Origin of the sequence: Sorangium sp. So ce117, from assembly GCF_051524395.1 — a bacterium.
In the GTDB taxonomy this organism is placed as follows: domain Bacteria; phylum Myxococcota_A; class Polyangia; order Polyangiales; family Polyangiaceae; genus Sorangium; species Sorangium cellulosum_B.
In genome coordinates this window covers 1,624,931-1,649,617 of record NZ_CP150309.1, presented here as the reverse complement: position 1 = coordinate 1,649,617, position 24,687 = coordinate 1,624,931, and the positions used below count along the sequence as shown (strand labels likewise).

The window sequence follows — 24,687 nt, the reverse complement described above, 5'->3', positions numbered from 1 at the left end:
CTGGCGGAACCAACGTGCGCCGCCTCCCGGCGCTTCCAGCAACGGCGCTCAAGGAGGAGCCGCAGTGGACGGCGCCGGGGCCGCTGGGGCCGCTGGCGTCGCCGGAGCGCCTGCGGCGGGGGAAGCGCCCGTGCTCGCCGGCTGCGGCGCTTGCGGCGCCTGCGGCGGCGCGCCGCTCGCGGCGGGCGGCGCGTGCGCAGGCGGCGAGGGCGGCGGGGTGGCGGGCTCGTCCGGCTCGTACGGGTCGGCCTTCAGGCGATCGCGCTCTGCAAAACAGCTGGCGCGCTCCGCGTCGCACGCGGCCCGCGCCTGCGCCGCGCTGGCGAGGTCCGCGGAGCGCTGGTCGGCGAGCGCCCTGGCCTCGTCGCGCTCGGCGGTGACGGCGGCGCGCGCCTTCTCGACCTCGGCGAGCCGCGCGCGCTCGTCCATGGCCGCCTTCTGCGCGGCCGCTGCGCTGTCCTCGCAGGTCTTGAGGCGCGCCGCCTGGGTCGCGTGCAGCACCTGGATCTCGCGGGCGTGCTCGGCCTCCGACGTGGAGCCGCTCTTCTGGAGGGTGGCCAGCGTCGCGTTGAAATCCGCGCGATCCTGCTCGCGGGCGCCGCGGCACGCGATCGCCTCGGACTGGGCGATCTGGTGGCTGGCGACGCAGGTGTCGAGCTTGTCGAACGACTCGGCGCCCCGCTGGCGGGCCTGCTCGAGCTCGTTCGCGAGCCGCAGGGTCTCGCGCTTCGAGAAGCCGAGCAGCACGACCGCGCAGCCCACGAGGGTCATCGCGCCGGCCGCGATCCGCGCGCGCAGGTAGGACGTCTTCTGCTTGATCCGCAGCCGCTCCGCCTCGCGCTCCGCCTCGCGCTCCGGCTCGAGCAGCACGTCGAGCTCCTCGGCGAGCTGGGTCATCGTCGGGCGCTCGTTCGGATCGATCGCGAGCCATCGCCTGAGCGCGGCCTGGAACATCTCGCGCGGGCGCCCGGTGAGGTCTGGTAGCGCGTTGTCGGCGAGCGGCTTGTCGGCGCGGACGTCGTGCGACTCGGCGAGCTCGGTGCGGCTCTGCGCGGACTCGCCCGGGAAGTCCCTGGGGTTCACGAGCGAGTAGAGCAGGGTCGTGGCGAGCCCGTACGTGTCCATCTTCTCGGAGAGCGGCACGGCGCCGGGGAACCCGTTCAGCGCCCGGAGCTGCTCGGGAGAGGCATAGAGCGCGGTACCGGCGCAGAAGGAGGCCTCTCGCTCCGCGGCCACGCCCAGGTCGAGCAGGATGGGGTGGACGCGGCCGGCGAACCTGGCGAGGAAGATGTTGTCGGGCTTGACGTCCTGGTGCCGGAGCCCGGCGGCGTGGAGCGCCTCGAGCCCGCGCGCGACGGCGAGGAAGATGTCGTGCGCCTCGCGCAGGGCGAGGGGGCTGCGCTCGAGGCGCTGGGCGAGGGTCTCGCCCTCGTAGACCGGCATGGTGAGCCACACGTAGTCGGCGTTCATGCCGTGGTCCTTCAGCTGGACGACGTGCGGGTGCCCGACGGTCGCGAGCATGACGAGCTCTCGCTCGACGTTCCGCATCGCGTACAGCGAGCGGGGCATGAGCTTGAGGGCGACCTGGTGCTCGGGGACGTCGATCCGCTGGGCGACGTAGACCTTGCCGAACATGCCCTGCCCAAGCAGGCGCCCCAGGCGGTAGAGCCCGCCGACGATTTGGCCGACCTCGGGGAGGATCGAGGGGCCGCGGCTGCTGCTCCTCGCGGGGTCGTCGCTCCCGCCGCGCGACGTGGTGCGCACCAGGCTGGACGGATCCGCCACCGTGACGGCGAACGCGTGGACGATCGTGGTGCGGAGGTTGGGGTCGACGGGCGGCACAGCGATTGCCAGATTAGCGGAAGCAGCGAGCGCTGAGAAAGAAGCCGGCGGACGGAAGACGGCCGGCGCGGGGCGTTTATTCGAGGGGGGCTGGCGGAGGCGCCGGGGGGCTCACCCGTTTGCGCCGTTGCGCCGCCGGTGTGTGGATTGTGCCCCGGCCTCGCGCTCGGGATCGCTTGCCGCGGCGAGGCGGGCCCCTCGCCTGCCGCTCAGCCCTCCAGCGGCATCGCCGGCGCCGCTGGCGAAGGCGCCGCCGGCGCTGGCGTTGCCGGCGAGGAGGCCGCCGTCGCCTTGGCCCGCCGGGCCGCCGCGCGCTTGCGGCGCTCGTACGCGCTCGTCACCTCGTGCACGATCTCGGGCTGGCCACGGAACACGAAGCGCGCCGCGTTCCGGACGAGGCCCATGCGCTCGACGAGCAGCGTCGCCAGCTTGTTGCGGAGCAGCAGCGCGTCCTGCGCCTGCCCGGAGATCGCCTCCGCCTGCGCCGGCCGGCTCCGCAGCTCGGCCGCCACGGCGCGCGCCTCGTCGAGGTGGGCCGCATCGACCGCCTCCCCGAAGAGCACGTGCAAGGGCACCGTGATCGCCGGGAGATTGCCGGCGCTCATCTGCTGGACGACGTCCGACCACCGCTCGATATCGCTCGTCTTCTTCGCCATCTCGACCTCCCCTGGGTTGCGGCGCCGGACCCCCCGTCCAGAGCCGCAATCCCGGGCATCCATTCCGGAGAGCCCTGGCTCGGACTCCCCTCCACAAGGACCTGAGCCCGAGACTCCCGCCCTCTCGCACCACGAGCCGCCGAGAGCGGGTCATGAAGTGGGCGAGATGCGGAAGCTTCGCGGCAGGGCGACAGGGATCCACGTCCCGTGCCTGGACGACACGGCGCCAGGGACACGCGAAGACCTCCGGGGTGTCCCTGGCGCTTCACAACGTGTCCCTGGCAGCTATCTCCGTGTCCCTGGCAGCTATCTCCGTGTCCCTGGCGACGATGTCCGTGTCCCTGGCAAGAACACCGCCGCTCGGGATCGACGCTGCCGCTTGTCCCAGTCGGCCTGTTCCCTGTCCCTGCCCATCATTTCCATGTCCCTGGCGCCGCTCGACGAACGGCCGCATGGCCATCGCAGCCGGCTCGCTCGGATGGTCCTTGTGGATCATTGCAACGAGGGCTGTCGATCCCGGGGCGTCGCTCGCGATAAGAGGTCGCATGCGGGGGCTCAGGCGCCGTCATCGGATGCGCAACAGCGCAATCCATTGCGCAATGGGGACCAGCAGCGGACGACCAGGACCCTGCCATCGGCGAGGAGCACGGCGCTCGGGGTCATGGGCCAGATCGGCCCGGCTCGTCCGCGGGCAGCGAGCAGCCCGCGCGCACGGATCGCGCCGGCCAGGCTGGCCTGCCCGATGCACAGCGCGATCCCAGGCGCGCCGCCGGGAGCGACGGTGCCACCGGCGCCGCGAGATCGGGAATCCACGCAAATGCTCGCCAGAACCGCGCTCGTGATTGCCTGTCTGGAGCTCGCCGGATGCGCCGCGTTCAGGCCGCCGGCGTCGCCGCCCGAGCTCGCCCGCTCCCGGGCGGCGATCCGCGCGGCCGAGCGGGAGGGCGCGAGCGCCGACCGGCGCGCGGCCATGCACCTCGCGCTGGCGAGGAGCGAGCTCGCGCGGGCGCGGCGGCGGATCTCGGTGGGCGACGTGGAGGGCGCGCGCTGGCTGCTGCGGCGGGCCGAGGTCGACGCGGAGCTCGCGGCGCTCGTCGTGAGGGAAGCGGGGCTGCGCGACGCAGCGGGCCGCACGCTGGACCAGGCGAGCGCGCTCGCCGAGGGGAAGGAGTAGGGCCCGCGTGCGCGCCGGAGCCCCGCTCGCCATGGCGCTCGCGCTCGCGGGCTGCGCGACGCGCGCTGCCGCGCCGCCGCCCGAGCTGCTGACGGCGCGCGCCGCCGTCGTACAGGCGCAGGACAACCCGCTCTCGCCGCTCGCGATCGCCGAGCTGAGGCAGGCGGAGGAGGCGCTCGCGATCGCCGAGCGCGTGGAGCGCGAGCGCCCGCGCTCGACGATCGCGCGCGACGCGGCCTACGTCGCGCGGCGGAGGGCGCAGTGCTCGCTGCTGTCCTCGCTCGTGCGTGCGAACCAGAGCGCGCTCGAGCGCGCGCTGCGGAGCCAGCGCGCAGGGGCACCGCGCGCGCGCCCCGGCGGCGAGCCTGAGCCCGCGGCGCCCGACCCTGCCGACGATGTCGGTCGCGGCGTCACGCTCGACGGCGCGCGCACGCGGCCCCGGCAGTCCGCCAGGTGATCGCGGCCGCGCTCCTGCGCTGCCGCGCCGTCGCGCTCACCGCTGCGCGCCCGCGCGACGCCTGATCTGCCGCCGGGATCCGGGCGGATCGGCCCGAGCGCCCCCGCGCGCCGCGTACCGCCCAGGGCGTCGGCGCGGCTTCCATGGAACAGTTTCTCCTGGGAGTGGCCGATTTTTGGATCCAAGATGCGCGCGACGCGCCTCCGCCAGCATCGAAGGCGTCCTGGAGGTCAGCGTCGGTCGAAGTTCGAAGTTCGACGGGACACCCGGTCCCGCGTGCGAGGAGAGCGCGATGAAGGAAGGCGCGAACGTGATACTGGTGCCCGTCGACTTCGAGGCGGCCTCGATGAAGGCCATCGAGCTCGCGAGGGATCTCGGCGCGAGGCTCGGGCATCGGGTCGTGCTGCTGCACGTCTACCAGCTCCCGGTCTACACGTACCCCGGGCTCGAGCCGGCGCTGATGCCCGGGTTCCACGCCGAGGTGAGCGCCGCCGCGTCGCGCGCGGTCCAGCAGCTCTCGGCGCAGACAGGGGGACTCTCGACGGCGCTGCGCGAGGGCGACCCTGCGACCGAGATCCTCGCCGCCGCCGACGAGCAGGGGGCGGCAATGATCGTCATGGGCACGCACGGCCGCCGGGGGCTCACGCACCTCTTCCTCGGGAGCGTCGCCGAGCAGGTGATCCGGAAGAGCAACGTCCCCGTGCTCACGGTGCGCGTGGCCAGCTGATCCTCCGCGGCGCCTCGCGGTGGGCGGGCCGGCGCGGCTGCCGGCCGGGGCGCGGCGGGCAGGGCCGCGCTCGACTGGGTTAGGGCGGGCTCGACCGCGCTCGACGTGGGTCAGGGCCCCGGCTTCTGCGTCGCATGCGGCGCGTGGAGTTCCTCGCATGTCGCCCCTGTGTCCGCGCGATCTCGCGCTTCCGCCGAACCTCGTGAGCCTGGCCCGGCTGCCGCTGGCGGCCCTGTTCCCGATCGTGGCCACGCGGCCTGCGCTCGCCCTCGCCGTCCTCTGCTGCGCAGGCCTGACGGACGTGCTCGACGGCTGGCTGGCCCGCCGCTCCGGTCAGGTGACGCCCACCGGGGCGATCGTCGACCCGATCGCGGACAAGGTGTTCGCGCTCGCGGTGGTGGGCACGCTCCTCGAGAGCGGCGCGCTCCCCCTCTGGGGCATCCCGGCGCTGCTGGCCCGCGAGCTCCTCGAGCTGCCGCTCGCGCTCTGGATCGCGGTGAGCCGCCGCTTCCAGGGCGCGCGCCTGTCGACGGCGAGCGCCAACATCCCTGGCAAGCTCGCGACGGTGGTGCAGTTCGCTGCGGTCTTCACCGCGATCGCGCTCCCCTCGGCGCTGCCCGCGATGCTCGCCGCGTCGGCGATCGCGGGCGCAGCCGCGGGCGTCTCGTACTGGGCGCGCCAGCTCCGCCGCGTGCCCGGCGCGGCGTAGGCGCCGCCTGGGGGCGCTCCTGGTGTAAGGTCGGCCCAGGCGGCGCGTTGAGCGTCTGCCACCGGCTCCATGCTCCGAGGAACCATGCGAAGAACGCTGCCCGTCTGGGCTCTCCTTGCCTCGCTCGCCGGCCCTGCCGCCTGCAGCTCCGCCCCGTCGGCCGCGCGCGACGCCTCCAGCTCGCCGGCGTACGGAGCGGCGCCGGCCCCGATGGCAGGGATGCCTCCTGGAGTCATGCAGACGGCCGGCGAGTCGACGCGCTCGGGCTCGGTGCGCGAGGAGTCGTACGACGCCGAGGTGTCGGCGGCGGCCGATTTCGCCAAGGCTGCGCCGCCGCCGGCGCCCGGCGGCGCTCAGCCCCCGGCGGCGAGGCCGGCGCCGACCGCCACCACGCCGCAGCCGGCGCCGACCTCGTCCGGCGCCGCGCCGCAGGGCGCGCCCCAGGCCGCCGGCGAGGTGAGCGCGGCGCGCGCGCCCCTCCTGGTCTACACGGCGGAGATCGCGATGGCGGTGTTCGAGGTGGGCGCATCGCTCGGCAGGGTCGAGGCGCTCGCGCGGGATCTCGGCGGCTTCCTCGCCCGCCGCGACGATCGGGCGATCACGATCCGCGTCCCCGCCGCCCGGTTCGACGAGGCGCTGAAGCGCCTGGAGGGGCTCGGCGACATCCTCCAGCGCAACGTGGTCGCCGAGGACGTGACCGAGGAGTTCCTCGACCTCGGCATCCGCATCCGGAACGCGCGGGCGGTGCGCGATCGCCTGGAGAAGCTCCTCGAGAAGGCCGCCAAGGTCGAGGAGTCGATCCAGCTGGAGCGCGAGCTCGCGCGCGTCTCCAGCGAGCTCGAGCGCCTCGAGGGGCGGCTCAAGTTCCTGCGCGACCGGGTCGCGTTCTCGACCCTCACCGTGACCTTCCAGCCGCGCTCGACGGAGACCCTCGCCCCGTCGGGACCGCGGCTCCCCATCGACTGGCTCAACGAGCTCGGCCTCTCGCGGCTCCTCAACCTGTGAACCGGGCGCCTCCGATGAACCACTCCCTTCGCCACGCCTTCGCCCTCTTCGCCACGCTCACCGGCGCGGCGGCGCTGCTCGCCTGCGGCCGGCCCTTCGTCCCCGCGACCCCGCCGGGGTTCGTCGATCTCGAAGACCGCTATGGCGACGACGAGTACCGCGCGACCACCGCCGAGGGGCTGGTGATCGGGATCCGCGCGTTCGAGAACGATCCGAAGGGCGACCTCGCCTTCTGGTCCCGCGTGATCGAGAAGCGGCTGCGCGAGGGCGGCGGCTACGCGCTGCTCGGCAAGACCGACGTGAAGGCCCGGAACGGCCTGCCGGGCGTCCAGCTGCGCTTCGGGCACGACGAGGGGAAGGAAGCGCACCTTTATTACCTCACCGTCTTCGTCAACGACGATCGCGTCTTCCTCCACGAGGCGGGCGGAGCGAAGGCGCTGGTCGAGCGGCATCAGCAGCAGATCGACTGGGCCATCCGCAACTTCCTGCCTGAGTGACGCGCCGCCCGCGTCGGCCGCGCGCGCGCGGCCCTACAGCCGCTGCGCCGCTGCGCTTGCTCGCGGAAGCCCTGTTTGCTACCTGGCGGACGTGCGTTCCCGCCCCATTCCCTGTGACGCGCGGCAGCGCCGGTGGAGCCAGGCGCTGCTCCTCGCCGTCGCGGCCACGCTCGGCAGCGCCGACGCCCTGGCGCACGGCGGAGGAGAGAAGCCGCTCGCCACGGTGCCCGCGCCGCCCCCCGGCGACGGCGCCAAGGCGGCGCAGATCCTCCGCGAGATCGAGGGCCGCGTCGCGCCCCCGCCCGCAGCCGTCGCCGGCGAGAAGGCCGCCGGCGGCGAGGAGACCGCTGTCGGGGCGCCGATCGCGGCGAGCGGGCCTTCGCCGAGCGCCGCGAAGGTCGTGGCCGAGCCGATGGCGCACGCGAAGCGCGCGCTCCAGCGCGCTCACGGCGCGCGCGCGGCGGGCGACGCGACGAACGCGCGGCGGCTCGACGCGGTGGCCCTCGAGTGGGCGGAGGCGGCGAGGACGCTGCTGCGCGCCGCCGCGGCGGAGGCGGCGGCCGTGGAGGCCGCGAAGCGCGCGCGCGAGGTCGAGACGAAGCTCGAGCGGGCGCGCGCGCTGCTCGAAGAGACGCAGGCGCGGCGAGGCCGCGCCGCGGCGGAGCTCGAGCGGATCGAGGCCGAGGCGCGCGAGGCGACCAGGGCAGCGGCGAACGTCGAAGCGCAGCGGATAGAAGCCGGCAAGAGAGGGGCGGCGCCCAAGGCGGCGACGCCGGCGACGCCGGCGACGCCGGCGACGCGGGGGGCGCGAGGGGCCGAACAAGCGCCCACCGCAGCGCCAGGCGCCGGGCCCAAGGGCGGCGCCGGCAAGGCGACGGCTCCGGTGGGCCAGGAGGGCACGCCTTGAGCGCGCGTCGCCTCGCAGGGGTCGCCGTCGCGGGGGTGCTCCTCGGCGCGTGCGCGCCGATCCCGCGGCCAGCGGTGCTCGATGAGCTCGATCACGTCCGCGCGGGGGCGGTTGCCGCCGAGTCGAAGCGGCACGCGCCGGGCGCGTTCGCGCGGGCGGAGAAGCTGCGCGGCGACGCGCTCGCCGCGCTCGAGAGCGAGGATCGATCCGGGGCGCAGATCCTGGGCGAGCAGGCCATTGCGGCGCACGCGCACGCACACGCGCTGTCGCGGGTGGCTCGGGCCGAGGCGGCTGAGACCGAAGCGAAGGCGCAGCGCTCCGCGGGCGAGGCGTCGCTCGCGGGCCTCGAGGCTGAGCAGTCGCGCGTCGCGGCCGAGGTCGACGCGCTCGACATGCGGACCAAGGTCGCCCGGGACGCGCAGCCCGTGGTCCCATCGGGCAAGGCCGATGCGGATCGCGAGAAGGCGCGCCTCGCCGCCGCGCGCTCGCTCGCGCTCCAGGCCCGCTTGCTGTGCGGCGCGGCGCGCCTCCTGATCGCACCGGCGCCGCAGGACAGCTCGCAGCCCGCAAGCGCCAGCCCCACCGGACCCCAACCCGCAGGCGCAAGCCCCGCCGGACCCCAGCCCGCAGGCGCAAGTCCCGCCGGCGCGCAGCCCACGGCCGCAAGCCCCGCCGGTGCGCAGCCCGGCAGCGCCGAGCTCGCGACGCAGCTCGAGGGGGCGACCGCCGCGATCAAGAAGCTCGACGCGGAGCTCGCCGAGGCGAGCGGCTCCACCCGCGCCATCCCGGCGCCCATCGATCAGGCTTCCCGCGCCCGGGCGGGCTGCCTCGCCGCGCTGACGGCCGCGCGCCGCGCCGCCACGCCGGTGACCCGCGCGCCTGGCGCCGGTGACGCGCTCCTCGCAGAGCTCTCGGCCGCAGGGACCTGGTCGCCCGTCCGCGACGATCGCGGCATCGTGGTCACGCTCCGCGGGCTCTTTGCCGGCAACGCCCTCACGAAGGCCGGCGAGGCGCGCCTCCGCGACCTCGCGCTGGTCGCCACGGCGCACCCCTCCTTTCCCGTGGCCGTGGTCGTGCACACGGACCGGGAGATCCGCGCCAGCGAAGAGCCCGCGTGGGCGGCGCGGGCCGATGCCGTCGTCCGCGCCCTCGGTCCTGCGCAAGGTGCGATCGCTGCGGGGGCGCCCGCGGGCCCGTCCATCGCGCCGTTCCTCGCGGGATCCGCGTCCCCGGTCGTCGATCCGGGGGGCAGCGAGCGCGCCCGCAACGCCCGGGTCGAGATCATTTTTGTAACTCCGGAAACCCTGTGAGGCGTGATGGTCCCGGCCGCCGGAACTCCGCTCGCCTCGGAGAGTCGTTCTCGATGATGCGCTCTTCCACCTTCGCCCGAAGCGAAAGCAAGCCTGCCGTGCTCGCCTGTGCGCTGGCCGCCGCCCTCGGGAGCGCGTGTCAGGAGGACGGCAAGACCTCCCAGAAGCACGCGGCGGAGCTCTGCGCCAAGCTCGCGCCGGTCGTCGCGGAGGACGTCGGCCAGGTGCGGACGGGCCTCCCCGCGGGCTCGCAGAAGCTCGCGGCGCTGGTGGACACCGACCCGGGCGCGAACCTGCTCGGGCTCCAGAAGGCGATCGCGGGAGCGCGCGCCTCGGTGAAGGAGCTCGGGTTCGCGAAGAGCACCTTCTTCTCTTTCGCCGATCCGAGCGGCACGGTGCTGCGCAGCGAGGCCGATCCGGACATGCTCGCCAACAGGTCCGTCCTGGCCTCGTTCCCCGAGCTCAGGAAGGTGCTGGCCCCGGGCAGCGGCGTCGTCGAGGCGTTCGGGGAGATGCAGGAGATGCGCGGGGTCAGGAACGGCCCCGATCTCCAGTGGGTCGCCGTGCACCCGGTCACACGGAGCGGCGGCGAGCTCCAGGGCCTCTTCGTCACGGGCTGGTCGTTCCGCGCCTACGCGTACCGGCTGCAGGAGGCGGCCAAGCGCGACATCGCCGAGATCGCCAAGCGGGACGGGCTGAAGTCGACGCCGCTGCTCTACGTCTTCGCGTGGAAGGGCGCGAAGGCGTACGGCGGACCGGTGACGCCCGACGTCAACACCGAGGCGCTCGAGAAGCTGGAGCTGCCGGCGAAGACGGCCTCGGGCCCCTGGAGCGGCACGGTGGAGATCGCCGGCCGCACCTTCGGCGCTGCGGCGCAGCGCGTTCCGGAGCTCGCCGCGGACGCCGGCGTCGCCGCGCTCGTCTCGACGCTCTGAGCGCGCCCTCCGGGGCGGTCCCCCTGGCTACGGCCCGGGTGCTGTGACGGCGCGCGGCAGGCCTGGGGGAGATCTCCTTATCGAGCGCTACCGTGCTAGGCTGTGGCGACTGGCTCGCGCTGCCGAGCTCACCCCCATGCCGGCTTCCATCGATCAGCTTCTCAAGGTTTGCCGCGAGGTGATCGCGCCGCTCGTCCGAGCCGACGGCGGTGAGCTCTACATCGTGGCCGTCGAGCCCGATCACCTGACGCTCCACCTCGCCGGCGCGTGCTCGGGCTGCCCCGGGGCCATGCTCACCGCGCGCGCGGTGATCGAGCCAGCGGTGCTCGCCGTCGCGCCGTCCGCGCGGGTCATCGTGACCAACGGCATGCGTGTCCCCGACGGCGCCTCCCTGGCGTGAGGCGGGCACCCGCTGCGGAGACGGGCCCATCTCGACGTTTTCGGTGCTCAGCGCACTGGAGCGCGCTTGCGCGCCGAAAACGCCGATCTGGACCCGTCTCCTGTGCGGGTGACCGCCTCAGCCGGGTTACCGGGACGGGGTGGGGCCGCCTCAGCTGGGCTACCGGGGGGGTCGCCGCAGCTGGGCTACCGGGGCGGGGTGGGGAAAGGGCTACTTCTTTTTGCCGGGCTTGTCGGCGGAGGGGGGCGGGCCGGGAGGGGGCTCTTCCTTGCGGACGGCGGAGGCGACGGCGGGATCGATGGCGTTCGCGTCGACCGGCTTGTTGGGGCGGAGCGACTCTAGGCTGCCCAGCGTGACCAGGTCCTCGTAGGCGAACGCGATCTCGGAGTCGTTCCGCTCGATCGCACGGAAGTGCGTGGCCGCGTCCTTCCAGTCGACCTCGTTGACGTAGCGGCCCTTGTCCGGAGCAGGCGGCGTCACGCGGCCAGGCACCCCGAACACCGTCGCCAGCTTGACCACGGCGGACGCATAGTCCTTCCCGCGGGCGGCCTTCTCGCCCAGCGGGTGCTCGTCGATGATCTTCCAGAGCTTGTCCTGGATGAAGAAGAAGTACCGCTTCCCGCTCTCGCGGGTCAGCGTCATCATCGATTCCTTGTTGAGGTAGGTGTACTCGCCCTTCAGCGGCGTCGCGTCGATGCCGGTCGGCAACCCGCCGAAGTCGATGCGGCTGCGGCGGAACGCGCTCTTCTCCTCGGCGAGCTCCGCGTCGAGCGCCCTCATCTTCACGCCGGGCGAGATCGCCTTGTAACGCGGCACGTACGCCTCATCGAGCATCTTGTCGATCACCGCCGCCACCTGCTTGGTGGTCATCCCCCAGGCGATGCCCGGCGGCGTCAGCGCGATCGTCTTCTTCGTCGCCGGCGTATCGGCAGGCTTGGCAGGAGCCGCGGCAGGCGCCCCGCTCGTCCCCCGCTTCTGCTGGGCAGCCGCCACGGTCGCACTCGTGAACGCCGCAAGGCCCAGCCCCAGAGCCAGCGCCGCTCCCAGGAGCCTCTTCGCTTTCATGTTCCTCCTCCAGCCGGCGCAGGCTCTGTCCCTGCGCTCTGTGCAATCGCAAAAGCCAGGAAACCCAGCCCGGCAAGCCGGAGAACGCTAGCACCTGCGGTAGGACAGGAGAATAGGTTCTCCGCACCGAGCGGGGTCGACCGCCGTTGGACGATCGCTCGGCCGGATCGATGGAGAGCCAGCACGAGGCGGATCGCGACGAGGGCAAAACAGCCTCGACAGCGCATGTGGCCGGTGTGTGCCGGGTCCTGACAGGGACCAGCCGACGTGCTACGAGCTCTGGCCCCAAGGATGATCCCTGCCGCCGGTGCTGCACCTTTGCGCCTTGCGCTCGCCGCGCTGGCGACCGTTGGCCCCGCCGGCGGCTGCGTCGCCGATCACGAGCGCCCCGCGGCGTCCGTCGATCCACAGGCTGGCCTGCCCCCATGGGAGGGGCGCGCGCGCGAGGTCTTCGACGACAACATCGAGCCGGCCGCCGTGGGCTTCTCGCTGGACGGCCCCTCGCCCAGATCCGACCCGTTCCTCCGCGAGAGGGCGCAGACGGGAGACGTGGTCGCGCGGGTCCGCGTCAACACGGTGACCGTCGACTCGATCGGCGAACAGAGCACCTACCACCTCGGGATCCAGGTCGGCTACCCTCCGCTGGCCGCACCCCGGGCGCCGGACCGGGCGTTCGAGCTCCACATCCGGCCGCAGAACCGCGCGTTCGGCGTCGCGAAGGCGATCGACGCGCGGCTCCGCGGGCTCACCTTCATCGCCTTCATCCGGCGCTTCGCCGGCGAGGCCGGCGAGCCGGAGATCCACTGGCACCTTTCACCTGACACAGCGGAGGTCGCCGCGGCCGTCAAAGAGGCCGTCGTCCTCGGGGAGCTGTCTGCGCCGTGAGCAACGTGAGTATCAAGACGGTCAAGGAAGTCGACGCCCTCCGCACAGCCTCACAGATGGCTGCGGAGACGCTCCTCGGCGTCGGCGAGATGATCCGCGCCGGCATCACCACCGAGGACATCAACACCTTCGTCCACGAGGACACGATCCGCCGCGGCGGCTACCCCGCGCCGCTCAACTACCACGGGTTCCCGAAGAGCGTCTGCACGTCGATCAACGAGGTGGTCTGCCACGGCATCCCGTGCGATCGCGTCCTCGTTCCGGGCGACATCATCAACGTGGACGTCACCACGATCTACAACGGCTTCTACGGCGACACGTCCGCGACCTTCTACATCGGCAAGCCCTCGGCCGAGGCGAAGCACGTGACCGAGGTGTCCCGGCGCAGCCTGCAGCTCGGCATCGCCCAGGTCCGGGACGGGGCGCGCCTTGGCGACATCGGGGCCGCCATCCAAGAATTCGCCGAGGGCGAGGGCTGCTCGGTCGTGCGGGCCTTCGTCGGGCACGGCATCGGACGGCGCTTCCACGAGGCGCCGCAGGTCTCGCACGTCGGCAAGTACGGCAGCGGCGCCCGCCTCCGCGCCGGCATGTGCTTCACGATCGAGCCGATGATCAACCTCGGCACCTACGAGGTCGAGATCCAGGAAGACAAGTGGACCGCGCTGACTGCCGATCGCTCGCTGTCGGCGCAGTTCGAGCACACCATCGTCGTGACGAGGAACGGCTGCGAGGTGCTGACCCGTCGCAGCCGGCCGCTCGCGAACAGCGAGATCTTCCCCGATCCCTTCGTCGTCTCCGCGGCGCAAGCGCTCTGACCCAGGGCGCGCTCTGACGCAGAGCGCGCTCGACGACGCGCTCGACGCGCACCACGCGCACGACGCGCACGACGCCAACGACGCGCACAACACCGAACGCGCGGCGCGTCCGAACCGCGCGCGCGCCGGCCAGCCCCGGCCGCGAGGGCCTGCGCGGCGGTGCGCCGACGTGGCCCGGATCTGTCGATCGGAAACCGAGTTTTGTCGACCGTCCGGCCTGCGATTGGGAGTAGAAGCAGGGGCATGGCCTTGGACGAAGCGTCGCGTGCCCGCATCGCGCCGTATGTGTCGAGCCCGACGGCCGACGTCTTCTCACTGTCGGGTCTGCCGGAAGAAGTCATCGCCGTCCTGTTCGCGTACTACTCGCGCAGCCGGGACGATCTGCGCACCAACCTGGCGCGCCTGCTCGGCGACGAGGAGCTCGACGTCGCCCCGGAGGCCGACGGCCGGCCGCGCCGGGGCCTCGCGTTCGCGTCGGACAAGGCGCGGAGCTTCCACGAGAAATGGGTCGTGGGCTACGGCCACGCGTCGGTCGCCGAGCACGCCGTGGTGCACCTCGCGATCGAGAACGTCAGCATCGTCGCGTCCAAGGTGATCGAGGACCTGCGGCTCGGCTCGTACACGGAGAAGAGCACGCGCTACGTGGTCTTCGATCAGCACTCGTTCGTCGGCCTGCCGGAGCTCGACGCCGAGCACGCCGCCAAATACAAGGCCTCGAGCGAGCGGCTCTTCGCGACCTACCTCGACCTCGTCCCCAGGGTGACCGAGCAGCTCGGCGCGCGCTCGCCGAAGCCCGAGAAGATGTCGGACGCCGCCTACAAGGGGGCGCTGCGCGCGCAGGCGTGCGATCTCCTGCGCGGCCTCCTGCCGGCGGGGACGCGGACGAACATCGGCCTCACCGCGAACGCGAGGGCGCTCGAGGTCCTGCTCACGAAGATGCTGTCGCATCCGCTCGAGGAGGTGCGCAGGGTCGCCCGCGACATGCACACGGCGGCGCTGGCCGTGACCCCGACGCTCGTGAAGTACGCCGCGCCGAACGAGCTCCGGCAGACGCTGCAGGCCTCCGTCGCCGCGGCGATGAAGCGGGTCTACACGCCGCCGGAGGAGGGCGTGAGCGCGACGATGGTGATCAACCAGCCTGTCCGGCTGGTGCGTTACGACAAGGACGCGCTGGAGCGCGTCGCGCTCGCGCTCGCGTACGACGGCAGCGATCCGGGCGTGCACGCCTACAACCTGGGCGACGCGCTCCACCGCGCGACGTTGCCGGAGCTCATCGGGATAGCGAAGGCCGCGTGCGAGAAGCGCGGCCCGTACGACGCGCCGCCGCGCGCGTTCGAGGCGTCGACGATGACCTTCGAGCTGATGCTCGACTACGGCGCCTACCGCGATCTGCAGCGCCACAGGATGCTGACGCCGGCGACGCAGCGGCTCACCTGCCGGCTCGGCTTCGAGACGCCGCAGGCCCTCTCGGATCTCGGCCACGCCGAGACGTATCAGGACGCGATGCTCGCCGCGCGCGACGTGTGGAACGCGATGGAGGAGCGCTACCCCCTCGAGGCGCAGTACGCGGTGCCGCTCGGCTTCCGCGTGAGGACCCTCTGGACGCTGAACCTGCGCGAGCTCTTCCACGTCATCGAGCTCCGCTCGGCGAAGCAGGGGCACACGAGCTACCGGCGCATGGCCCAGGGGCTCTACCGCACCGCGATCACGGTGCACCCCTGGCTGAAAGACCTGATCCGCGTCGATCTGAACGACTACGCGCTCGCGCGGAGCTGATCCGCCCCACGCGCCCTGCCTCGGCTACGCCGTCACCTCGGCTACGCCGTCGCCCTGGGTGCGCCGTCGATCTATAGGCGTGCCGCTTCGATGAGCTCCGTTGCCGCCCGGAGCGACGCGCCGGTGACCTTCGCGCCCGACAGCATCCGCGCCACCTCGGCGATGCGGTCCTTCTTGTCGACGCGCGTGACCGAGCTCTTGGCGATGCCGCCCGCGTTCTCCTTGGCGACGACGAAGTGAGCGCCGGCGAACGCCGCGATGGGCGCGAGGTGGGTGATGCAGAGCACCTGGTGGTGGCGCGCCACGTCGCCGATCGCGCGCCCGATCTTGTCGGCGACGGCACCGCCGACGCCGCTGTCGACCTCGTCGAAGACGTAGAGCCCGGCGGGCCCGCACTCCGCGAGCACCCGCTTCAGGGCGAGCAGGGCGCGCGAGAGCTCGCCGCCCGAGGCGATGCGGCGCAGGGGGCGAGGCTCGATGCCCTTGTTGGGCGAGATGAGGAACTCGACGCGGTCGATCCCGTCCTGGCCGAGGCGGGCGCCGTCGACGACCAGCTCGGCGCGGTCGCCGCCGTGCGGCTCGATGTCCACGACGACCCGCGCCCCGCCCATGCCGAGATCGCCGAGCTCCGTGGAGATCGCGGCGCCGAGCTTCTCGCCGGCCTTCCGCCGCTTCGCCGAGAGCTTGCGGGCGCGCTCGGCGGCGACGGCGAGCAAGGCGTCGCGCCGCCGCTCGAGCTCCGCGACGTGGCTCTCGACCCCCGAGAGGCGCTCCAGCTCGGCCGCGAGGCGCGCCCGCGCGGCGAGCACGTCGTCGAGCGTGGGGCCGTGCTGCCGCAGCAGGCCCTCGAGGCGGTACATGCGATCCTCGATCTCGGAGAGGCGATCCGGGTCGGCCTCCGCGCGCTCGGCGTAACGGGCGATCTGGCGGGCCGCCTCGCTGAGCTCCGTCCAGCAGCCGTCGACCGCGCGGGCGACATCGTCGAGCGCGGGATCGATCTCCGCCGCCGCCCGGAGCTCCGAGGCGAGGCGCGCGAGCTCGTCGCACATCGCGTCGTCCCCTTGATCGAGGCGGGACGCGGCGCGCCGCGTGATGTCGTGCAGGCGGCCCGCGTGGCGGAGCCGGTTGCGCTCGGCCGCGAGATCGGCGAGCTCGCCGGGGCGCGGCGACAGCGCGTCGATGGCCTGGAGCTGGAAGGAGAGGAACGCCTCGCGCTCGCCGCGGCCGCGCTCGAGCTCGCGGGCGGCCCTGAGCTCGGCGCTGAGCGCCTCGAGCGCGCTGACGTCCGCCGCGAGCTCGCTGCGCGCAGGCACGAGGCGGCCGAAGCGATCGAGGTAGCCGAGGTGCGTCGACGGATCGGTCAGCGCGACGCTCTCGTGCTGCGAGGCGACGTCGGCGAGCTCCGGGGCGAGCGCCTGGAGCTCGCCCGCGGTGCAGAGACGGCCGTTCAGGTAGGCGCGCGAGCGGCCGGTCGCCTGGACCACGCGGCGGACCACGAGCTCGCCCTCGCTCGCGATGCCGGCGGCGTCGAGCATCGCCATCGCGCGATCGGAGCCGCGCACGTCGAAGAGCGCCTCGATCTCGGCCTCGTCCGCGCCAGGGCGGACCTGCTCGGCGCTCGCGCGGCCGCCGAGGACCAGCGAGAGCGCGCCCACGACGATGGACTTGCCCGCGCCCGTCTCGCCGGTGAGCACGTTGAACCCGGGCTCGAGCCGGAGCTCGAGGGCGTCCATCAGGATGAAGTTCTTGACCCGAAGCGCGACCAGCACAGCGGCGGGAGGATAGAAAGCTTTCGACCCGTCGTCAGCGGATCTTCACCTGCTTCATGACGGTGACCGGAATTCCCTCGAAAGGCGGCACCGCGACGTCGCGGAATGCACCGGCGATGCATCCGGCGGTGGCGGTCCCGACCAGGTCGCCCCCCTCCACGCGTGCCGACATGGCCTTCCCCGTGGGGGCGAAGGTGACGGCCACGCGAGCCGTGCCGGTGAGGCCCTCGCCGGTGCACCCGGCGGCGGCCGCCGCCGCGGACGCGAGGACGGCGGACGCCGCGCTCTGATCGAAGCGCGCTGGCTCGTCCTTCGCCGGAAGGAGCGGCGCCGGCGGCGGCTGCTTGCCCGCCGGCTTGGCGCGCTCGGGCTCGCTCGGCGCCGCGGCCCGGGCAGGACGCTCGGGTACATCAGGCTTCTGGCTGGCTTGCGGCGCGGCGGTCGCCGCCGGCGCGGCGGTCGCCGCTGCCGCGGGGCTCACCGCCGGCGCGGCGGTCGCTGCTGGCGCGGCGGTCGCTGCTGGCGCGGCGGTCGGCTCGGGTGCGGCCCAAGGAACAGCCCCTGTCTGCGCGGGCTGCGGCGGTGCGGCTGGCTCGCCGGCAGGGCTGGCGGAGGCGGCCAGCGCCTGCTCCGCAGGGCCGGGAGCGGCGGCCGGCGGGTCCGCGACCGGCTCGTCGTCCAGGGACGGCTCCCGGTCGGCGGTCTGGCCAGCGGGCGCCGCCGCGGCGGACGACGGAGGCGGCACCTCGGGCGGCGCCGCAACGAGCGCGCCGCTGCCTGCGGGCGCGCTCTGGGTCGCCACGGCGCTGGACGAGCGGCCGTGAGCCTGCGCGAGGTAGAGCGCAGCGCCGAACACGATGAAGACGACGGTCACCCAGCCGGCGAGCGCCATGTTCTGCCGCGATGCCGGCGTCGAGAGGGCGCGCAGCTTCTCGGACACGACGGAGCCGGCCGTGATCGAGGTGCGCACCGGCGTCTCTTCCCCGGAGGACGTGTGTCCCTCGACGGCCAGGAGCTCGGGCTCGACGGGCTGAGAGGGGAACGAGGAGTCCGAGCTCCGCCCAGCGGAGGCGTCATCAAACAGCCCGCTGTTGATGCTCAGGATCTCGTGATCGGCCCGGTCCTCGTTGCGGCGCGCCTCGCCCTCCTCGCCGGGCGGCGGCGCCATGCTGCGCAGGTCGATCAGGCCCGAGGTCTCCTTGCGCTCGGCGCGCCCGCGAGGCTCGGTCTGGCCGGGCCCGCCGCCCGCCGCGTGGGGGCTCGAGCGCGGGGAGAGGTTCGTGAGCGCGAGCGGCTCGTGCGACGGCCGCTCGTCGCTCCCCTGATCCCGCGGCTCTCCCGCGGCGCCCTGCGCCTCGGCCGCCTTGGACCTGGCGCGGTCTCGCCGCTGCTCCTCGGCGACGCGCGGCGGGCCCGCGGCCGGCGACGGGGCGAGCGAACCCAGCAAAGCGAGGTCCGCCGGAGAGGCGTCGGCGGGCTGCGCGGCGCTCGGACCGGACCGGGCGCGCCGCGCGGACGACATGGGCTGCGGGGCGAGCGCCGCCATCGCCTGCACGTCCTGGAGCCGGAGCTCGGGCGACGAGCGGTGCGACGACGGCCGGCCCTCGTCGATGGACAGCGGCGCCGACGGTATCTCGGAGAGCGGCGCCGGCGGCATCTCCGACGGCGGCGCGACAGGCCGCGCGGAGCCGCCTGCGCGCGGGACAGCAGCGGTCCGGGGCCGCGCCACCGGCGCCGTGGTGCGCTGCTCGCGCCGCGCCGGCGGTCGCGCCGGGACCGGCGTGCGCGGGGTCGCGCGGGGCACGGCAGCGGGTTCGGGCGCGGGCGCGGGCTGGCTCGCGCGCTCCTCCTCGATGACGTGCGAGCCGAACGAGAGCGAGGGCGGCTCGACGCCCGGGGAGAGCATCTGCGCGAGGTCCTGGATCGAGACGGGATCCGAGTCGGCGGGAGGGAGCGCGGACGGGCTCCTGGTCGGCGCCGCGCCGCCGCGGGGCGTGTCGTCCCAGGACAGGCCGGCGAACGTCCGATGCCGCGCCGGGACCTCGCGCCGCCCCAGCCCGCCGTCCGGCGTCACGACGGCGTGCTCGAGCGAGGCCTCGGCCGCCGCGTAGAACGCATCCAGCGCCCTCGGGCTGGACTCAGGCGCGGCGTCCAGCTCCTGCTGCGCGATCCGCTCCGCGAGCGTGAGCCCTCGCCTGGTTCCGGCCGCCGCCGGCGCCGCGCGCCGCTCCGTGTCGCCTGCAGGCTCCAGCCGGTGCTGGATGCCAGCGCCCGGGAGCGTCGTCTCGGCGTCCAGCACATCGCTCGTCGGCCCGGCCCCCCTCTCCGAGCGGCGCCCGGAGGAAGGCTTCGCGCGCTCCGGCTCGCTCGACGGCTCTCGCCGGTCGCGTCCGCTCGCGGAGCTCGGAACGCCCGAGGGGGAAGACCGTGGCTCACCCCTCTCGGAAGCGGACTGCTTGCTCTTCATGCGACACGTCTTGCAGACAAACGGCAAGGACGGACGCATCTCGCGTCCTACACCGATCTCCACGTAGGTCCTGCAGAGAGAGCAGGCGAGTTGCACCTTGAGAAGAGAATCGCGCAGCTCGCCAGCACGCGCAATCTTCTTCACAGGTGACCAGGGCGGTCGTCCTCGGGCTCGCCCGCTCCTCCCGGCTCCGCGCCGCGGGATTCCGCCGGATCCCGCTGGATTCGCCTAGGCGGAGGGCTCGCCGGCGGGCGCCGGCAGGGGCGCGGGCGGGCGCACCCAGCGTTGCTCCAACCAGTCGAGCGACACCGGCGCGCTCCGCAGCGCCGTGTCGACGGCGCGCGCGACCGGATCGGGGGCGGGGGCTGACCCGGAAGCGCGGGTCGACAGGATCCAGTTCGACAGCTCGTAGTGGTGGAGGAGCGGCGCGAACCGGTGGGCGTCGAAGCCGGCGAGGATCTCTGCGGCGCGGCTCAGGCGATCGCAGCGCACGAGCGCCGTCGTGACGTCGAAGAGCAGGGCGCGGAGGTCCTCGAAGGCGCGCTCCGGGTTCCCGGCCACGCTCTCCAGGAGCGCCTCGAACCCGGCGTCGGAGAGGCCAGCCGCCTCGGCCGCCTCGGCCATCGCGGGCACCTGCGTGGCCAGGAAGTCGGAGCTGGGGGCGTGCCCAAGGAGGCGCCCGACGAGGTACAGATCGAACGCGCTGGCGATGGCCTCGGCGAGCAGCAGCGACTCAGCGCTGGGCGGAGCGCCGGCGCCCGCGGCCGTGAGCGCGCGGTGGGCGAGGTGGTGCCACGCGACGTGCGCGATGACGTCGGCGGCGAGGTGATCGCCGGCGATCAGGTCGCCTTGCTCGCTCTGGCTCCAGAACGTCAGGTTCAAGAAGACGACGCGATCCCAGCTCGCCTCGCCCTCGGGCACGCGAAAGCGGTACCCGTCGCGCCGGAGTGCCTGCTTCAGATCGTCGTAGAGCGCGACGTGCCGGAAGGAGCGCTCGTCGTCGATGGTCAGCTCGTCCAGGGTCAAGGTTCGCAGCTTCACGCGGCGGACATTAGACCCGGAACGTTTCGTCAGCCACAGCGGAGGCCGGGGAAGGACAGCCCCGGCGGAGGCCTGGAAGAACCGGGCGGCGTCGCGTGTTTTGTGCCGCGGGCGGGGTTTTCCCGACCAGGGCCGCAAGTTCTCGCCCCTGGCCGGGTGTTGCAAGCGCCGCCGGCTTAGGCATGATGCGCCCGTTCCTGCGCCAGCCGAGGAGGCACACCGAATGATTTCCGTCAGGTCTCTCTGTTCTATCGCGCTCGTGCTCGTCGCCAGCGGTGCCGCCGGCTGCAAGGAGGACCCGCCCCCTCCCCAGCCGGAGCCGGCAAGCTCCGCGGCGGCGAACACGAACAAGGGAAAGGCGAGCCTGCGGACGCCCGTGTCGCCGATGGCGAAGGTCGACCCGCAGTCGATGAAGGAGTACCGCGTCGACGTCTGCTACTTCGGGACGCTCTCGCTGAAGCAGGCCCGCGACGCGTACCTCGCGAGCCTCGGCAAGGATGAGCCCAGCGAGAAGAAGATCCCGAGCTTCGGCAACGACGATCAGGCGAAGGCCGGAGACGCCGCGAAGGGCGCGCTCCCCGCGAAGCCGCCCGCGCCGGGCGCCGCGGCCGCGCCGAAGACGACCGGCCTGCCCGGCGCCGCCGCCGCGCCGGGCGGCACCAGCGCCCCCGCCGCCAAGGGCGCGCCGACCCCGCCTGGCAAGCCGGACGAGCGCCGGCCGATCAACTTCAGCGCGCGCGCGCCGCACGAGCGCAACGCACGCGCCTGCACCGTCGCCCTCAGCCTCAAGGAGCCGGCCATGGCGGACGTCGACGCCGCGCTCGCCGAGTACGCGCCGTTCGCGACCGAGCTGGCGAAGAACATCGCCGCGGCGGCCAACTACTACCAGCGCGAGGAGTACAAGAAGGACAGCCTCGCGAAGGGCAAGGAGCTCCACGCGAAGCTCCTCGCCGACTTCCAGAAGCTCGACGCGCACTCCGACAAGCTCGGCCTCGCGGTGTCCGCGTGGCACGCGTCGCACCTGCCCGACCTCGCGAAGGCGGAAGAGGGCCAGAAGGAGGCGATCACGGCCCTCGAGGACGCGCGCGCGCTCATGCTGATCCTCGCCAGCAAGAACGTCGATCCCGCGGCGGAGAAGGCCGCGCTCCAGAAGCTGGAGACGTCCGCGGCCGCGCTCAAGACGTACGGCTCGACCCACCAGACCGACCCGTGGGCCAAGATCATGGAGCCCGCGCTCGCCGGCTTCATCCGCGACGTGAAGGCCGCCGAGCCCAAGCTGACGGACAAGGGGATCACCTCCCCTGCCCTGTTCCTGCCGGTCGTCACGAGCTTCGTGTCGGTGATCGAGGGGAAGCACCGCGCGCTCTCCCGCTCGCTCATGGCGAAGAGCCAGGCGGCGACGCGCGAGGCCGCCGGGACCGCGCAGCCGGCCGCGCCCGCCGCGCCCGCCGCCCCCGAGCCCGAGAAGGAGTGACCGCCCGGGCGCGCTCCCCGCACGGGAGGCGCGCGCCGCCCACGTGCCGATTGCGCCGCGCCTCCGCCGGGGGCGCGGACGCGGTCAGAACGGGCGGCCGGTCCGGCGGGCGATCGCGAGGCGGTAGAGGGCCTCGTACTGCCGCGCGGCTTGCGCCCAGCCGAAGTTCTTCTTCATCGCCCGCAGCTGCATCGACCGGAAGTAGGCCGGGTCGGCGCGGTAGAGGTGCACCGCCCACGCGACGGTGTTCCCGAGCGCGCTCGACGACATCTCCTCGAACTTGAAGCCCGTGACGTTGTTCTCGACCGTGTCGTCGAGGCCGCCGACGGCGCGCACGACCGGCAGCGTCCCGTAGCGCTGGCTGTACATCTGGTTCAGCCCGCAGGGCTCGTAGCGCGACGGCATCAGGAAGAGGTCGGCGCCCGCCTCGATGCGGTGGGCGAGCCCCTCGTTCATGCCGACGTAGACGCGGAAGCGGTCGCTCGCGCCGGAGATTCGCGAGAAGAGGTCCTCGGCCCAGCGCTCGCCAGAGCCCAGGACGATGAGCTGGACGTCGAGCGAGAGGATGTGGTCGAGCGCGCCCGCGAGGATGTCGATCCCCTTCTGGGTCGCCAGGCGGCTGATGAGCCCGAGGAGCGGGACGTCGGGGCGCTCCTCGAGCCCCATCTCTCGCTGGAGCGCCGCCTTGCAGAGGCGCTTGCCGCCTAGATCCTCGGCGGAGAACGGCGCCGCGATGTGGGGATCGGTCGCGGGGTTCCAGATGGAATCGTCGATGCCGTTGAGGATCCCGATCACGTCGGTGCCGCGATCCCGCAGCACGCCGTCGAGCCCCTCGCCGCCCTCCCACGTCTGGATCTCCTGCGCGTACCTGGGGGAGACGGTGGAGACGAGCGTGGCGTTGTAGATGCCGCCCTTGAGCAGGTTGATGCTGTCGTACGCCTCCAGGCAGAACCTGTGGAACTGATCCCACCCGAGCCCGGTCGTGGGGAGCTGTCCCTTGTTGAACCAGCCCTGGTAGCCGAGGTTGTGGATCGTCAGCACGGACGCGGCGCGGGCGAGCGGCGACCGGTGCTCGAGCACGTTGAGGTAGAGCGGGACGAGCGCCGACTGCCAGTCGTGGACGTGGACGATGTCCGGCCAGAACTCGAGCGCGTGGCAGAGCTGCAGCGCGCCGCGAGACAGGAGCGCGTAGCGGGCGAGGTTGTCGCCGAACTCGCCGTGCGCGTCGCCGTAGATGCCGTCGCGATCGTAGAGCACGTCGTGCTCGAGCAGGTACACGCGGGGCGCAGGTGTGCCGGGCGCCCCGGGATCGAGGCGCGTCTCCCAGACGGCGGTCCACGCCTCGCCGCCGCCGAGGGGCACGCCGAGCGAGATCGGCAGCCGGTGCGGCACGAAGCGCTCCGCCGGGGGCTCGCCGTCTCCGCCTTGGGCCGCGTCGGCCGCCGGGGCGGCATCGGCCGCCGGGGCGGCCGGGGCCGCGTCGGCGACCGATGCGGCGTCGGCCGACGCGGCCGCGTCGGCCGCCGAGGCGGCGAGCCCGCTGCCGGCGGCCGCCGCGGCGACGGCCGGCGCGGCGACGGCCTCGCTGCCCGCGGGCTGCTGCTCGGCGAGCGCGCTCTGGCGGGCGAGGTAGCGCTTCGCGACACGGTAGGCCGGCATCACGACGCGCACGTCGTGACCGGCCGCGGCGAGCGCGATCGGCAGCGCGCCCGCCACGTCGGCTAGACCACCCGTCTTGCTGAAGGGGACGCACTCGGACACCACGAAGAGAATTTTGAGGCGCGGCATGGGCATGGGAAGGAGGGGGAGCGCGCCCCCGACTCAAGGCGAGCGCGTCGCGTTCCTTCTACCAGCTTCACGCGCGATCTTGACCACGCGATCGACAGAGCGCGCGAGACCGAGCGCCGACGTGTCCACCGCGAAGTCGGCCTGCTCATAGAGCGCGCGCCGCGCCTGGAAGAGCGCCCTGAGCTCCTTCATGGCGTCGGCCCGGTTGGCCATGGGGCGCGCGTCCCCCTGCTCGACCACGCGGCGCCAGTGGTCCTCGGGCGTCGCCCGCAGCCACACCGTCACCGCGCAGCGCCTCAGTCGCTCGAAGGTCGCCGGATCGGTCACCAGGCCGCCGCCCGTGGCCACGATCCCGTGGGCGCGCGCGCCTTCGAGCCGCGCGAGCTCCTCGCGCTCCAGCCGCCGGTAGTAGGCGTTTCCATGGATCTCGAACAGGGCGGCGAGGCTCATCCCCGCGCGCGCGGCCACGAGGGCGTCGAGCTCGAGGAAGGGCACGCCGAGCCGCGCCGCGGCGCGGCCGCCGATCGTTGTCTTGCCGGCCCCCCGCAGGCCGAGCAGCGCGACGAGGGGCTCGCCCGCCCCTCCCCCGTCCTCGCCGGCCGACCGGCCGCGCAGAGGCGCCTCCTCGCCGAGCTCGCCCGCCGAGAGCAGCGCGGCGGCCGAGGTGCCCAGCGCGCGACCGATGTCCTCGAGCCGCACCACGGAGACGTTCGCCCGCCCGCTCTCGAGCAGCACAAGGAAGCGCTCGCTCACGCCGGCGAGCTCGGCGAGCTCCCGCAAGGTGAGCGCGAGCTCCGTCCGCCGCTGCCGGAGCCGACCGCCGAGGTGCGCGAGGATCGGCGGCGCGCCGTCCGCGACGCCCCCCGCGCCGGCCTCCGGCCCCTGGCCTGCGCGCGCCCTGCGCGATGTCTGACGGGACTTCATCTCGTCGATGCACTATATTTCATGAAAGCCGGACCAACAAGAATTATACTGCTTGACTGAACCC

Annotated in this window: 22 protein-coding genes; 14 read left to right on the top strand and 8 right to left on the bottom strand. The window is 73.6% G+C overall.

What is annotated here, in order from left to right:
• Nucleotides 1–48 precede the first annotated feature (48 nt).
• Both WMF46_RS06145 and WMF46_RS06140 read right to left on the bottom strand, forming a co-directional pair.
• Nucleotides 49–1,842, bottom strand: a complete 1,794-nt coding sequence (locus WMF46_RS06145) for a serine/threonine-protein kinase (RefSeq protein ID WP_437984740.1) — start codon at nucleotides 1,840–1,842, stop codon at nucleotides 49–51.
• A 209-nt stretch (nucleotides 1,843–2,051) separates the two neighbouring features.
• Nucleotides 2,052–2,498: a hypothetical protein gene (locus tag WMF46_RS06140; protein WP_437984739.1), complete on the bottom strand. Its 447-nt coding sequence runs from the start codon at nucleotides 2,496–2,498 to the stop codon at nucleotides 2,052–2,054.
• Nucleotides 2,499–3,315: 817 nt separating this feature from the next.
• On the opposite strand from WMF46_RS06140, the gene WMF46_RS06135 reads away from it, so the two are divergent.
• The 10 genes from WMF46_RS06135 (at nucleotide 3,316) to WMF46_RS06090 (ending at nucleotide 10,619) form a co-directional block, all read left to right on the top strand.
• On the top strand, nucleotides 3,316–3,672 hold the full coding sequence (locus WMF46_RS06135; protein WP_437550124.1) for a DUF4398 domain-containing protein: 357 nt from the start codon (nucleotides 3,316–3,318) through the stop codon (nucleotides 3,670–3,672).
• 7 nt (nucleotides 3,673–3,679) lie between these two features.
• Nucleotides 3,680–4,129: a DUF4398 domain-containing protein gene (locus WMF46_RS06130; RefSeq protein ID WP_437984738.1), complete on the top strand. Its 450-nt coding sequence runs from the start codon at nucleotides 3,680–3,682 to the stop codon at nucleotides 4,127–4,129.
• 292 nt (nucleotides 4,130–4,421) lie between these two features.
• On the top strand, nucleotides 4,422–4,856 hold the full coding sequence (locus WMF46_RS06125; RefSeq protein ID WP_437984737.1) for a universal stress protein: 435 nt from the start codon (nucleotides 4,422–4,424) through the stop codon (nucleotides 4,854–4,856).
• 157 nt (nucleotides 4,857–5,013) lie between these two features.
• The gene (locus tag WMF46_RS06120) at nucleotides 5,014–5,565 is read left to right on the top strand and encodes a CDP-alcohol phosphatidyltransferase family protein (RefSeq protein ID WP_437550118.1); all 552 of its coding nucleotides are present in this window, start codon (nucleotides 5,014–5,016) and stop codon (nucleotides 5,563–5,565) included.
• A gap of 84 nt (nucleotides 5,566–5,649) precedes the next feature.
• Nucleotides 5,650–6,570, top strand: a complete 921-nt coding sequence (locus WMF46_RS06115; RefSeq protein WP_437984736.1) for a DUF4349 domain-containing protein — start codon at nucleotides 5,650–5,652, stop codon at nucleotides 6,568–6,570.
• 14 nt (nucleotides 6,571–6,584) lie between these two features.
• A complete protein-coding gene (locus WMF46_RS06110) occupies nucleotides 6,585–7,067 on the top strand; it encodes a serine/threonine protein kinase (protein ID WP_437984735.1) in 483 nt (160 codons plus the stop codon).
• Between the two features lie 91 nt (nucleotides 7,068–7,158).
• The gene (locus WMF46_RS06105) at nucleotides 7,159–7,974 is read left to right on the top strand and encodes a hypothetical protein (RefSeq protein WP_437984734.1); all 816 of its coding nucleotides are present in this window, start codon (nucleotides 7,159–7,161) and stop codon (nucleotides 7,972–7,974) included.
• Entirely contained in the window at nucleotides 7,971–9,284 is a 1,314-nt protein-coding gene (locus WMF46_RS06100) for a hypothetical protein (RefSeq protein ID WP_437984733.1), read from the top strand. The genes WMF46_RS06105 and WMF46_RS06100 overlap by 4 nt, the downstream gene beginning before the upstream one ends.
• Nucleotides 9,285–9,382: 98 nt before the next feature.
• Nucleotides 9,383–10,219, top strand: a complete 837-nt coding sequence (locus tag WMF46_RS06095; RefSeq protein WP_437984732.1) for a hypothetical protein — start codon at nucleotides 9,383–9,385, stop codon at nucleotides 10,217–10,219.
• Between the two features lie 136 nt (nucleotides 10,220–10,355).
• Complete coding sequence (locus WMF46_RS06090; protein WP_012233706.1) at nucleotides 10,356–10,619, top strand: NifU family protein; 264 nt, start codon at nucleotides 10,356–10,358, stop codon at nucleotides 10,617–10,619.
• A 210-nt stretch (nucleotides 10,620–10,829) separates the two neighbouring features.
• Here the strand turns inward: WMF46_RS06090 and WMF46_RS06085 are convergent, their stop codons facing one another.
• Complete coding sequence (locus tag WMF46_RS06085; RefSeq protein WP_437984731.1) at nucleotides 10,830–11,684, bottom strand: hypothetical protein; 855 nt, start codon at nucleotides 11,682–11,684, stop codon at nucleotides 10,830–10,832.
• Between the two features lie 291 nt (nucleotides 11,685–11,975).
• Between WMF46_RS06085 and WMF46_RS06080 the strand changes: the two genes are divergently transcribed.
• The 3 genes from WMF46_RS06080 to WMF46_RS06070 all read left to right on the top strand — a co-directional run bounded on the left by WMF46_RS06080 (nucleotide 11,976) and on the right by WMF46_RS06070 (nucleotide 15,160).
• The gene (locus WMF46_RS06080; protein ID WP_437984730.1) at nucleotides 11,976–12,569 is read left to right on the top strand and encodes a cobalamin ABC transporter substrate-binding protein; all 594 of its coding nucleotides are present in this window, start codon (nucleotides 11,976–11,978) and stop codon (nucleotides 12,567–12,569) included.
• Complete coding sequence (map, locus tag WMF46_RS06075; protein ID WP_437984729.1) at nucleotides 12,566–13,384, top strand: type I methionyl aminopeptidase; 819 nt, start codon at nucleotides 12,566–12,568, stop codon at nucleotides 13,382–13,384. The genes WMF46_RS06080 and map overlap by 4 nt, the downstream gene beginning before the upstream one ends.
• 243 nt (nucleotides 13,385–13,627) lie before the next feature.
• Nucleotides 13,628–15,160, top strand: coding sequence for an FAD-dependent thymidylate synthase (locus tag WMF46_RS06070; RefSeq protein ID WP_437984728.1), 1,533 nt, complete (start codon nucleotides 13,628–13,630; stop codon nucleotides 15,158–15,160).
• A 71-nt stretch (nucleotides 15,161–15,231) separates the two neighbouring features.
• Here the strand turns inward: WMF46_RS06070 and recN are convergent, their stop codons facing one another.
• From recN to WMF46_RS06055, 3 genes are all read right to left on the bottom strand, one after another.
• A complete protein-coding gene (gene recN / locus WMF46_RS06065; RefSeq protein ID WP_437984727.1) occupies nucleotides 15,232–16,929 on the bottom strand; it encodes a DNA repair protein RecN in 1,698 nt (565 codons plus the stop codon).
• Nucleotides 16,930–16,963: 34 nt separating this feature from the next.
• Entirely contained in the window at nucleotides 16,964–19,228 is a 2,265-nt protein-coding gene (locus WMF46_RS06060; protein ID WP_437984726.1) for a hypothetical protein, read from the bottom strand.
• 396 nt (nucleotides 19,229–19,624) lie between these two features.
• Entirely contained in the window at nucleotides 19,625–20,437 is an 813-nt protein-coding gene (locus tag WMF46_RS06055; protein WP_437984725.1) for a hypothetical protein, read from the bottom strand.
• Nucleotides 20,438–20,660: 223 nt separating this feature from the next.
• Here WMF46_RS06055 and WMF46_RS06050 point away from each other — a divergent pair, with 223 nt between their 5' ends.
• The gene (locus WMF46_RS06050; protein ID WP_437984724.1) at nucleotides 20,661–21,911 is read left to right on the top strand and encodes a DUF3829 domain-containing protein; all 1,251 of its coding nucleotides are present in this window, start codon (nucleotides 20,661–20,663) and stop codon (nucleotides 21,909–21,911) included.
• Between the two features lie 84 nt (nucleotides 21,912–21,995).
• On the opposite strand, the gene WMF46_RS06045 is transcribed toward WMF46_RS06050, so the two are convergent.
• Entirely contained in the window at nucleotides 21,996–23,699 is a 1,704-nt protein-coding gene (locus WMF46_RS06045; protein WP_437984723.1) for a glycogen synthase, read from the bottom strand.
• Between the two features lie 33 nt (nucleotides 23,700–23,732).
• Nucleotides 23,733–24,623: a shikimate kinase gene (locus tag WMF46_RS06040; protein WP_437984722.1), complete on the bottom strand. Its 891-nt coding sequence runs from the start codon at nucleotides 24,621–24,623 to the stop codon at nucleotides 23,733–23,735.
• Nucleotides 24,624–24,687 lie beyond the last annotated feature (64 nt).